The sequence below is a fragment of the Clostridium tyrobutyricum genome (assembly GCF_019144085.1).
Lineage (GTDB): Bacteria > Bacillota > Clostridia > Clostridiales > Clostridiaceae > Clostridium_B > Clostridium_B tyrobutyricum_A.
The window spans coordinates 70,419-84,005 of sequence record NZ_JAHHUY010000004.1 but is presented as its reverse complement, the minus strand read 5'-3'; the positions used below and the strand labels follow the sequence as shown (position 1 = coordinate 84,005).

Here is a 13,587-nt window from a genome sequence, read left to right as displayed (position 1 = left end):
GATGAAAATATGATTTTAAAATGGTTTTATGAAGTTAAAGTGCAAAAATAGATAAATTGGGAGGAATAATATTTGAGTGGATTAAAAATAGGTTGGGATCAATCTTCATTAAATGCTTTAAAAACACAACTTAGTGACCAGATAAATAAAATAACTCAACAAAAAATTGAGTTAGGTGTTGATATAAAAGATGATAAAGCAATAAAACAACTGAATTCTATATTAGATGCAGTTAAAAATGTACAAAATACAGCTTCAAAATCTGTTGATTTACAGGTAAATACTGTTAAAACTAAACAGGATTTAGCAGGAATCAAGGGTAATTTTGAAGATATTATTAATACATATAAGCAAATGGGGCAGATTAGCGTAAATCCAACATTTGATAAAAATGGGATGATAAAGGACTTTACAATTAAATTGCAACAATTGAATGGTTTAGTCGATAAAATTAAATATAATGCTAATGAATTTATGGATGGTAAGAATTTAACTCCAATTAGTTTCAGTGTAGATAATATCAAGGAGATAAATAATTTAGACCAAACGCTGAATAACGTAGATAATTTTAAGAGTAAATATAATAATGCTGTAAAACAATTACAAGGAATTAAAATTGATTCTATAGTTGGATTACAGAAACAGTTAGATTCTTTAAATATAAATAATTTTGAAGAAAAATCTAATCAAATAAAGAATACGTATATTGAATTATCTAAAGCAAGTAAAGAATATGAAACTAATTTAAAATTACAACAAAGTACACAGAATTTCTTAGATTCACAGCAGTCCAAATTGAATAACGTTCGTAATAATTATGGTAGTAAAATAGATGTTGATTCTTCTCAATATAAAGAATTAGAAAATACGTATAATGCAATAAATTCTGCTATAAATAGAACTAGAGGAGCAAATGAAGTTTTATCTAGTACAGAACAACAAGGGCTTAGACAATCTATTTCAGATTTAGACAAAAAACAGAGTAAGATTATTAGTATAACCAATGCTATAAAACAGCAGGAAATTGCATTAAATAATTTGAAATCTAAATTTGGCAATATAATTCCAGAAAGTAAGATAAATCAAATAAGATCTGAAATGCAAAAACTATATACTTCAACTAATTTTAAAGGTGATAGTGGAAATATAGATTCTCAAATTAAAAAATTGAAGGAATTAGGAACTGAAGTTCAGCGAATTAAAGGTATGGGTTCTAATTTAGGAAGCTTTAATAGTACTGGTCTAAATATGAATTCTAGTTTTAGTGATATACAAAAATATTTTAGTGAATTAAATAATGGTAAAGCTACTGTATCTAGTGTAAAGGAATCTGTAGATAGTCTTGGGAATACTATGAAAACAGTTAATTATTCTGTTAATGAAGGTAAGAATATAGTACATAATTATAAAGCTACTTTAGATGAGAGTAGTGGTTCAGTACATAATATGAGTACAAGTATTCAAGATTTAAGTAGTAGACATGGTACTTTAGCATCTCAATTAGCAAGTTCAATAAAGGGTATCTTACAATGGACTGCTGTAAGTGCAGCAGTATATGGTGGAATTAACCAAATAAAAGAAGCTATTCAAGATGTTATGAATATCAGTAAAAATCAGACAAATATTCAGATGATTACTGGAATGAATCAACAACAAGTAAAAGGGTTGACAGAACAATTTTCTGATTTAGCTACACAAGTACATTCTACTACTGGTGAAATGATGAGTGGAGCAGAGAATTTTCTTAGAGCAGGAAATTCTATCGGTGAAACTAAAAATTTATTAAAAGCTAGTAGTTTTGGTGCTACATTATCAGGGCAAGATACTAAGACGGTTTCTGACCAATTAATAGCTATGGCAAATGGATTTAAAATGAATACATCCAATGCTAAAGAAATGATGACAGTTATAGATAAATTAACTAAAACAGATAATAGTAGTGCCAGTTCATTTGCAGAAATGGCAACAAGCATGAGTAAATCTGCCGATATGGCCAAATCTGCAAAAGTTGACTTTAATCATTTATTGGCTTACGAGAGTACTGTAAGTTCTGTAACGAGGGAAGATCCATCAAGTATAGGACGTTCTTTTTCAACTATGTTCTCACGTTTTCTTAACGTAAAAGGAGGACAGAAATTTGATGCCTTCTCAGGCGATGATCTTTCAAATGTAGAAAGGGACTTAAAACGGTATGCTAATATAAATTTGAGGTCAGATCCTAAAACATTTAAATCGTACGAAACTGTTATCGATGAGTTATCTAAAAAGTGGAAAAATCTAGATGAAGTGTCTAAATCGGCTATATCTAAGGCCTTTGCAGGAGCAGAAAACGCTAATAATTTCCAAGCATTGATGAACAATCTTGATCAAGTAGATAAAAACTTAAAAGACATGGGTGATAGTGCTGGATATGCTCAAAAGAAAATGGATATTTTTGCAGATAGTCCAGAAGCAAAATTAAAATCTTTCCAACATGCAGTAGAAGATTTACACACTTCACTTGTATCAAGTTCTACTATAAATAAAGCTTTACAAGGATTAACAAGTTTTATACAATCTTTAGACACAATAACAACATCTGCACCGAAATCTGGAATTGCATTAGCAGGAATAGGAACTGCAATGATATTAATAATAAAAAATGCTAGTTTAGTTACATCTGGACTAAAAAAGATGAGTGCTTCATTTGCTTTATTTAATGTTATTAGCGAAGGAGTAGGAATTACCAATGCATTATCAGGTTCATTTACAGCGTTAGCGACAAGTATAAAAGCTGTAAGTTTAGCATTCTTAACAAATCCTATTACATGGATTATAGCTGCATTAGGAGTTGCAGGAGTAGCAATAATTAAACATATCCAACATCAGAAGGATTTAAAACAACAAACAGATGACTTAAAGCAATCTTATTCTGGATTAACCGAAGCAATGAAGGAGAATGATGTAGCAGGTATAAAATCTAACACATCAGATTTAAAGAAAACTCAAGAAAATTTGCAAAAATTAATAAAACAACGTAATGATATACAAGGACAAATGCAAGATCCCTCTTTTGGTATAAGCATAGCTGGTAAAAACATAGTTGGAAATAGTCCTGATTTAGATAAATTGGCAAAGGTAAATAATCAGATCAAAGAACAAGAAAAGGTTCTAAAAGATGCAGGATTAGCTTTTAATAGTACTACTGGTGAGATATATAAATACACAGAAGCAGAACAACAAATAGGTATTAATGACACTGTTGAAAAGATTTCCAAGACATCACAGGCAGAAATAAGCCATAAAGATAATATTATTTCATTGGGCAACGAATATAAAAAATTACAACAAATATCTGTTCCTAATGCAGAAATACAAGATAAAATGAGTACTATTGCCAATAAATTAAGTGGGGAAGTTTCTGGATTAGTTACGCAAAAAGATAAAGATGGTAATGTTACTATTAAAAATACAGGATTATTAAATGCGGAGATAGGTATACTTGGTAAAGAAGGCGTGTCAGTACAAGATTTGATAAAAATAAAACTGGATGCTAGTAAACAAGCACAAGATATCCAAGTTGGTGAAACTACTATGACATATCAACAAGCCACTGCAAGGATGAAGATACTACAAGAAGAAGCATATAATACAAAAGCTTTATATAGTATGCCAGGCTGGAGTAAGGAAACAAAAGATAGTGCCAAGAAAACTGCATCTGGTTATACGGATGCTGCATCTAAGATATCTAACAGTTTGTCTGAAGTAAATAAAATATATGAGGAAGCGAAAAAATCTATCGAAGATGATTCAAAAGCTGATGAGGATAATTCAGGTGCTGAAGAAGCAAATACTAAGGCAACCAAAGATAATACTGATGCCACAGATGCCAATACACAGGCTACAAAACTTAATGAAGAAATGCAAAAAAGAGCAACTCAGGCAGTAAAAGAAGCTACTAATGTTATGAAAGTATATGAAGATGAAATTAATAAAGTACAATTAGCAATTAAAAATTATGATTATACTTTAGGTACAATGAATGATCATTCTAATGAATATATAGCAACTCTTGAAAAGAAGAAAAAAGCATTACAAGAGCAATTAGCTTTAACAAATAAAAATATAGCTGCTAATAATGCAAATGCAGCTTCATTAAAAAATATGGCAAATCAATATGCTGGAATAAATTATACAATGAGTAGTACGAGTACTTCTTCTGGTAGTAGTGGTAGTGCAAGTGGAAATTATGCTAGTTATATAAATAAAGCAAGTTCAACATATGGAGTACCAACCGCACTTATTCAAGCAATAATTCAACAAGAAAGTGGTGGTAATCAAGGTTCTATTTCACCAGCAGGTGCAATAGGATTAATGCAATTAATGCCAGGTACAGCAAGTGGACTGGGTGTAAATCCTTATGATGCTCAACAGAATATTATGGGAGGAACTAAATATATAGCACAAATGCTAAAGTATGAAAGTGGTAGTATACCTTTAGCATTAGCAGCTTATAATGCTGGGCCAGGTAATGTACATGGTTCTATACCTAATATATCAGAAACACAAGATTATGTTAAAAAAGTAATGGGATATTATTCACAATTTGGAGGTTCTGGTAGTACATCAAGTAGTTCAACAACTACAACAGGTGTCGTGTCTGGAGAAGATGCCGCTAACACAGCACAATCAGGATATGAGAGTTTATTATCTCAAGTAGAAAGTTTGCAACAGTCAATTCCAGATTTAAAAGCTCAAATAGATCAAGTTGCATGGGCAGAATTAGAAGCTAAAGAGGGACAATTTGATGATAAGATTAATTCTTATGCTAAATTTATTGAAGCAGTAAAAACTAAAGCAGATATGTATAATGAAGGAAGTAAGGAAAAAGTTGAATTTTTAAAGCAAGAATGGCAGGATATGAATGTTCAATATAACACCTATAATGCAAAGCAGAAATTCATAGAAAATCAGATTCAAAAAGGTGGATGGAACTCTAATTATATACAACAATTACAGAGCCAATTAATCGAATTAAAAGCAACAGAGCAACAAGCGTTACAGACATTGCAACAGGCATTTGATGATTGGATAACTGCTGATTATCAAGCTAAAACTCAAATTTATCAAGATAAATTAGATACCTTACAACAGCAGTATGATTTACTAGATACTAAAGATAAAGACAATTATCAGGGTAAATTAGATATTGCAAAAGAAGAATTAGAACAACAGCTTAAAATAAAATCAGCTAGAGAAGATGAATTAAACTATGTTAAACAGTTAATAGCAAATGAAAAATATGGCACAACAAATCAAGTATGGTTGAAAGAACAGGATGCAATAAATAAAGATTTATTAGATACAAATAAGAATATAGCAGATATTGAAAATACTATAGCTGATTTAGAGTTATCAAATAAATTGAAATCATATGAAAATGACATAACTAATTTAAAAGCAAAATTACAAGAATTAGATAATGCTACCGATAAAGGATATAGTGATAAGATAAATCTTATAAATAAAATTATATCAGATGATGAAAAGCAGAATGATATAATTTCTGAGAGGATTAAATTATTACAAGATGAAGCTAGTCGATTTACAGATGGTTCAGAAGAAAAAATAGAATTATTAGATCAAATTAATACATTACAACAAAAGCAAAATGATATACAGCAAGATAGGATAGATCAATATAAGCAGTTAGAAGAGCAAACAGAAAATCAGGTATTAGATTTAGTAGAAAAGCAAATTTATGGTGGACAGACAAAACAAGAATTTGAGGATGCTGCAAAAGCTAGAGAAAATGCTATAGATGCTCAGTTAAAAGCTATGGAGAAGCAGGAACAAAATCTACAAGAGCAGGAGACTAGAGATAAAAATCTTCTTGATTTAGAAGAAGCAAGAGTAAAGCTTCAACAAGATCAAAATGAGAGAAATGTTCAACAATTAACTCAGGATAAGAATGGTAATTGGAACTGGACTTATGTAGCAAATCAGACAACAGTAGATCAAGACGAAAAAGATTTAAGAGATAAGCAAACATCTAATAATGATTGGGAAAGACAGACTGCTCAACAACATCAACAAGATTCATTAAATGATGAGAAAGAGCAATTAGAGCAAGAAGTCCAAATCAGACAAGAAACAATGGATAGAATTAAACAGAATATTGAAGATGCTTTTAATGATCAGAAAGATTTATTTTCTACTGGCCAAACTGACATTAATAAAATTGTAACAGATAGTTTATCTCAAATGGAAAATATATATGGTACAACTTTTGGAAATATCACAAGTACAGTATCTTCATCTGTACAATCAATATTGTCTGATATAAGTAAATTAAATCCCAATTTTGTCAATGCACAGAATGGTATAAATGGTGTAATTAATCCTACAGAAACGACAGGAGAAGGACACGTTGTATATGGTAGTGGTGCGGATTTAGCAAATGCTAAGAACATTTTAGGTAGTAATGGATATACGTATGTTGATATTAGTGATCCAAATTTTGATAAATCTAAAGCAGAATTAACTTCTAATGATGTTTTAGTTGGTGGAGCAGCAGTAACACAAGGAATGGACTTAGGTTCAGGGACGAGATTATGGGGAGCAGATAGATATGCTACTCAACAGCAAATAGCTCAATATGGAATAAATCAAGGAGGAACATATGTAGTTGTTGGATCAGGAATAGATTTAGCAAATGCAAAAACAGCATTTGGAGATAAATATCAGTATGTTGATATAGGAGACATGTCAGAAGAAGCTAGAAGTGGATTGCAATTACAAGGTGGAGATTTAGTTGTAGGAGGTCAAGGTGCAACAGAAGGATTAAATCTAAATGGAGCAACTAGACTATCTGGATCTAACAGGCAAGAAACTGCAAATGCAATATTTGATTATGTAAGTGGAGAGGCAGCACAAAAGATAAAAGTTTATGCTACTGGAGCAGATTATCAAAATGCTGTAAAAACACTTGATTCTAGTTTATATGATGTAATAGATACTGCTAGTAAAGAAGTTAGTAAAATACAATTAAATGCAGGAGATGTAGTAGTTGGCGGAGGACTTACCAATCAATTACAAGGACAAATTCAACAATCAGGAGCAACAGCAATCTATGGTAAAGACAGAAATGCTACATTATCTGATTTAGAGAAATTTAAGCAACAACAATTAGGTACTCAGAAGAAATATGATCAATTAACTACACAACAAACAGATACTTCTACTACACAGCAAACAGTTATTGTAAAAGATGCACAGACGAATGAATCTTATGCTATTAATATAGGGGCAAATACTAATCTAGCAACTGTTACACAAAGTATGTCTAATATTAATGATGTAACTTATAATGGTATGGGACAAATGGTTGTAACAGTACAAGATAATGTTAATCAAGCTATAGATGCAATAAATCAATTATTAGCAGCACAGGCAGCAGCAGGAATTAGTCCTGGATCTTATTCTCCTACGCAAGTTGGTTCAGTTGATACTAGACCAGTCGTTTTTGCTAAAGAATCAGATGCAGCTATATTAAAAGCACAATATGGAGATTCAATAAATATTCAATACGGGACTGGATTTAGTGGCCAAGCAGGTACTACTAGATATGATACTAATAAAACCTATCAAGATTATTTAGCTACAAATTATGGTATTGTACCAACTAATAAGAATGTAGATTTAAGTAAATTTGATACAGGTGGATATACAGGAGATTGGGCAGGAGATAATGGTAAATTAGCTTTATTACATAAAAAAGAGATGATATTGAATCCAAATGATACGGAGAATTTTATGGTTTTGGTAAAGGCATTGGAAAAAGCTAATATTGAACAATTGAATATGCCTCATAGCATAGTCCCATTCACTTCATCTGATTTAAGTGGGAATATTAGCAATATATCAAATAATACTTCATCTACACAAGAAATAAATATACATGTTGCTAAAGTTGAATTTCCAAATGCTACTAATAGTGATGATATAATAGATGCGTTTACTTATAAATTACCCGCAAAAGTTGTTAAAAGGCAATAATATTTTATAGAGTAGATATTTATACATCTACTCTATAATTTCTAATAAAGGATAATTAGACAAGATGTTAGTATATATTTATATTAAATGTATTTATAAAGGAATTTTGCTAAATGTTGATATAATATTAATATAATGTTAATATTATATTAAAAATTATACATTTAGGGAGATGCTATATATGAACAAAAGAATAATGAAGATGATTGTATTAGTAGCAACTTTTTTATTTATAATGCCTTTTTATAAAGTTTCTGCACAATCTTCTAAATACTACAATGTCACTAGATTATCAGGACAAGATAGATATGAAACGTCTTTTAATATTGCTAGTCAAGTTAATCCAGGAGTAGCAGATAGTATAATAATAGCTAGTGGCAAAAATTTTCCAGATTCATTGGTTGGTGCTCCACTTTCTAAAAAATTAAATGCACCTATATTATTAGTTGATGATTTTAATAGTGGACTAGCATATAAGAGCTTAGATTATATAAGTAAACATTTATCTGAAAATGGGACTATATATTTGCTTGGTGGAGTAAGTTCGGTGGGCAATAATGTAGTTAAGCAACTTCAACAATCTGGATATAGTAATATTAAAAGATTAGGTGGTACAGATAGATTTGATACCAATAATATAATAGTTAATGAAATGAACGTTAAGGATGGTACTCCAGTAGTTATTGTAAATGGATTTAATTTTCCAGATGCTTTAAGTATATCAGGTATTGCAGCATCTAAAGGTTATCCAATATTTATGAGTAGTGCTAATGCTATACCACAATCTATAGTTGATAAAATATCCAGCATAAATCCATCTAAAGTTTATGTGATTGGTGGAACTGCTGTTTTAAGTGATAATGTTAAGAATAAACTAAAAAGTAGCTTATCAGGCATAGAAGATTCTGATATCATTAGAATTAATGGTAAAGATAGATATGATACATCTTTACAAGCTGCTAAATATTTTAAATTGGATTCTAAATATGCAATCTTATCTAATGGTAGAAATTTTCCAGATGCATTATCAGGAAGTGCATTGGCTGCAAAATTGAATGCACCAATAATACTTACAGATGGAAATAATATAAGTAATCAAAAAAATTATATAGATTCTTCAGATTATAGTAACGTTGTTATTCTAGGTGGACAAGGATCTGTATCTTTAAATGCAGAAAACAATTTTAATGGAATAAAATTAGATATTGGTGGGACTTTTAAAGGTGAAAAAATTATTGATTTAAAAACTATGGATATAAATAATGATGGGAAAATAGAAAATATGATACTTACTAATAATCCTAATGATAAGTATAATGTAAAATTATACTTACAAGATGCTTCAAATGGACAAATATTTGGATCAAAAGTTGTGGGAGATAGTTATTTTGGATATGGACAAATTATGTTAGCAGATATGACGGGAGATGGATTACCTGAGATAATATCTGTAGCTCAAGAAGGTGGCAATACTGGAAATGAAACTTGTGATGTTGAAACTGTGGAAGGGAATAATTTAACTAAAATAGATAATTATAATGATGGTGAGAATCCAAAATTAGAATCTAATATAAGTCAAGATAACGTGTCATTTCAATTAAATGGATATGATGAACTTGAAATAAATTCAAATAATTTTAATAAAAGTTATTCTATAGATTTAACCAATGATCAAGGTATGCAATCAGCTAAGGAAAATGGAATAGATGTACAACCATATATTTCAGATGGCCCAATATACAGTTTATATAATATAGATGGTAGTGGTATATCTGGATTGAAAATGTCTAGATATATATCAGGAAGTTGTCATGCTGATAGTTTGGGTGGATTTGATGCTTATTATAAATATGAAAATAGTGGTATGAAACTTACCAATATAGATTTTAATAGTAGATATCCTATGACACAGAACTAAGTATATTTTTGAAAATATGATAGTTATTAAAAAGAGAACTTATAGCGATATAGGTTCTTTTTCTATACAAAAAATTGAGTAATAGAAAGGAATGATAGCATGAAAAAGAGTGTACCTACTAAGATAAAAAAGATGCTTAATGGAAATAACCAGAAATTATCTTACTTTGTTAAATGGTATGTGGATTCAGATAGAAGTAAAGAGAGTTATGATAAAGAAATAAAAAATAATTGTGCGGTAGAATTTGAGACAGCCATGTCAGATTGGTTAATGAGAGAAGATGTCCAGGAAGCAATCAAGGCATATCTAAAGAGTTCTAAAACACTAAAAATGTTAGATATTTACAATAGCATGTATAATAAAGCAACGAAAAAAGGTGATGTTAATTCTGCTAAATGGTGTGAGGATTTCTTTAAATCAGATTTCTTTGGAAATAGCGAAGATGAAATTGACAATTACTTAAATGGAATAAATATACCTGGACTGAAAGGAGATAATAAATAATGAATTTATCGATGGAAAGTGTTAAAAAAATAAAATATCTTTGGGAGGATGGAAATGAGATTGAATGGATACAAGCATTTATTAAGATAGTGGACAAGGATACTAAATTAGTACCTTTTATATTAACGCCAGAACAGAGAGAATTTGTTGAAGGTCTTTGTAAATATATTATAGTATTAAAATCACGTCAGTTAGGGCTATCTGTTTGTACAGTGGCTTTAAGTATAAGACAGTGTATTGTGTATCCTAATTCCAGTTGTTTACTTGTATCTCACGATCAAAAAAGTTGTAATGCAATTTTTGATAAATTAAAACAGCAATTTAATAGTTTGCCAGATTGGTTAAAACCTAAAACAATAGCTAATAATAGAATGGAAATTAAAATGGTAAATGGTAGTAAGATTACTTGTGTATGTGCTGGGAACAAAGACGTAGCTAGAGGTGATACATTACATCTAGTACATTTATCCGAAATGGCGTTCTGGAAAACACCAAAAAGGCAATTAAATTCTATTACTCAGGCACTAGCACCAGATGGAAAATTAATTATAGAATCTACAGCTTGTGGAATGAATTATTTCCATGATTTGTATTTTCAAGCTAAAAATAATGAGAATAGCTATAAAGCACTTTTCTTTAATTGGATAAAGGGAAATACATTATTTAAAAAAGATTATAAAAATAGCGTAGATATATACAAAGCTAAAAATAATAATAAAATGCTTACAGAAGAAGAATTAAACGATGAAGAATTAGGGCTTATAAAATTGGGATGTAGTATAGAGCAATTAGTTTGGAGACGTTTAAAAGTTGCATCCAGTGGATTAGATGCTTTTCATATGGAATACCCTTCAACAGATATGGAGGCATTTATTACAACGGGACAAAATATTTTCTCAAACAAAAGAATTGTACAAATACAAAGATCTATTCCTAAAAACAATTATATAAAGAAAGATAATATAACTGATTTGCCTAATGATTTAAAAAAATATTATGGTAGATCATTTTTTATTTATAAATTAAAGAAGACAAATTCTAGATATCACATAGGTTGTGATCTTAGTGAAGGGGTTGGCCAGGATTATTCTGTATGCGAAGTATTCAATGAAGATGGTGAACAGGTAGCAGAATTTTACAATAATAAAATAAAACCATATCAGATGGCAGAAATAATTAATATATTAGGACTTTATTATAATAAAGCATTATTGAATATTGAACGTGCCAGTGGTGGTAATAGTGTTATAGAAAGATTAAGATACAACTTCAAATATATGAGAATATATAAACAAAAAATGTTTGATGAAAATAACAAGGTAATATCTAGGTTGGGATTTGATACTAATTCTAAAAGCAAAGGGATTATTATAAATGATTTTGTTGAAATGTTTGACGAAGGGCATATAAAAATTAATTCTGTGAGAGTATTAGAGGAAATGCAGGTATTTCAAATTAATGATAATGGTTCTATGGGTGCGGTATCTGGACAACATGATGATTCTGTAATGGCAACAGCATTAGCGTTATATGCTATAAAGCATGGAGTAAATTATAGATGGTAGTGAAAGGAATGATAAAATGGATATAAATGAATATATAGATAAACTATACAATAATAATCCAGAATGGTTTATAGATGAAGTAAATCAAGGTTCTAATTTACAAAGAGTTAGTAGAGTTATAAGAAATAAAGAATATTTGCATGGAGTACATAAAATAAAAGAGAAGAAAAATATGCAATTTAAGGGTAAAACATATATAACTAAGAAATTAATAATAAATGAAGCAAAGACAATATTAAATTTCCATAGCACATATTTATTAGGGAAACCGTTATCTCTAGTTGGTAGCGAGAATAAGGTAAAGGAATATCAGAACATCTATAGGAAAGGCAATTATAATGATATTGATTTTGATATAATTGATAGCATAGGCAAATATGGAGATGCTTATGAATATGTATATTTAGATAAAGATAAGAATATATGTAGTAAATTAATTGATAGTGAATATGCATATCCTGTTATCACTGAAACAAATGAATATGTTGCTTTTATAGAAAATTGGACTGTAAATGGAATTGATTATTATAATGTATATTATCCAGATAAAGTTGATAGCTATAATAATGAAAATGAAAATATTAATTTGATATCAAGTAGTCCCAACGTAAGTGGATTACCTATACATTATCATAATAAAAATGATATTGATCCTAATTTTGGGGTATCATTGCTTTATGATATGATTCCAATATTAGATGAGCTTGAGGATTTATTATCTAAATTAGGAGATGGTATATATACTTTATCATTGTCTCCAATACCAACCGTTATAGGACAACAATTAGAAGGTAGCATAGATAAAGATGCTGTTGGATATGCTGTGTCCCTTGAGATGGGTTCAGATATGAAATATGTTAATGCTAATATGGATTATTCAACTATCAAGATGTATTTAGATATAATCAATCAAAAACTTAATATGGTTGCTCATATGCCCTCAATTGTTGGTGGGAATACCAATATATCTAATGTAAGTGAAGTATCGTTAAAACTCCTATATCAATTAGCAGATGTATATTCTATGGTACAGGAGAAATGTATTAGAAAAGGATTAAGAGAAAGATTTAAAATGTTTGATAAGTTATTAGCGTTGAAGGGTATTACGTTTAATGATGACGATTATGTATCTGTAGAATTTAATTATAGTAGACCTGTAAATGCTCAAGAGCTATTAGATGAGTTGAATGTCCAATATGGAATGGGTGCTATATCAAAGAAAACTATAATAGAGAAGAGTCCTATAACAACAGATGTATCACAGGAAATGGATAGATTAGCATCTGAGAGTAACAATAGTGGTAATGATACGGATAATAATGATAAGGTTAACGTAAATAATACTGACAAGAGTATTGTTAACTGATATTGAAATAGAGGTTAACTAATATTAGATTATACTGACTAGTCAGTCAGTATTTTGAAGCACAAGATATTTCATAAGATAAAATAAATTTTAAAAAATATATGTAAAAAATTTGAAATGATTATTGACTTGAAATAAATGGGACAAGATTTATCAATGTAACACTTCACTTTACTAAATCAAATGGGTAATAAGTA

General features: G+C 29.6%; 5 protein-coding genes. All 5 read left to right on the top strand.

The annotated features are described in order from the left end of the window. Positions 1-72: 72 nt before the first annotated feature. The 5 genes from KM800_RS15620 to KM800_RS02785 all read left to right on the top strand — a co-directional run bounded on the left by KM800_RS15620 (position 73) and on the right by KM800_RS02785 (position 13,390). On the top strand, positions 73-8,037 hold the full coding sequence (locus KM800_RS15620) for a phage tail tape measure protein (RefSeq protein ID WP_217811708.1): 7,965 nt from the start codon (positions 73-75) through the stop codon (positions 8,035-8,037). A 181-nt stretch (positions 8,038-8,218) separates the two neighbouring features. Next, positions 8,219-9,955 carry a cell wall-binding repeat-containing protein gene (locus tag KM800_RS02800; protein WP_217811707.1) on the top strand — a complete coding sequence of 579 codons (1,737 nt, stop codon included), beginning with the start codon at positions 8,219-8,221 and terminating at the stop codon, positions 9,953-9,955. A 99-nt stretch (positions 9,956-10,054) separates the two neighbouring features. Continuing rightward, positions 10,055-10,459: a hypothetical protein gene (locus tag KM800_RS02795; RefSeq protein ID WP_217811706.1), complete on the top strand. Its 405-nt coding sequence runs from the start codon at positions 10,055-10,057 to the stop codon at positions 10,457-10,459. Next, positions 10,459-12,024 carry a terminase gene (locus KM800_RS02790; RefSeq protein WP_217811705.1) on the top strand — a complete coding sequence of 522 codons (1,566 nt, stop codon included), beginning with the start codon at positions 10,459-10,461 and terminating at the stop codon, positions 12,022-12,024. Before KM800_RS02795 ends, KM800_RS02790 begins: the two co-directional genes overlap by 1 nt. Before the next feature lie 16 nt (positions 12,025-12,040). Beyond that, positions 12,041-13,390 carry a phage portal protein gene (locus tag KM800_RS02785; RefSeq protein ID WP_217811704.1) on the top strand — a complete coding sequence of 450 codons (1,350 nt, stop codon included), beginning with the start codon at positions 12,041-12,043 and terminating at the stop codon, positions 13,388-13,390. Positions 13,391-13,587 lie beyond the last annotated feature (197 nt).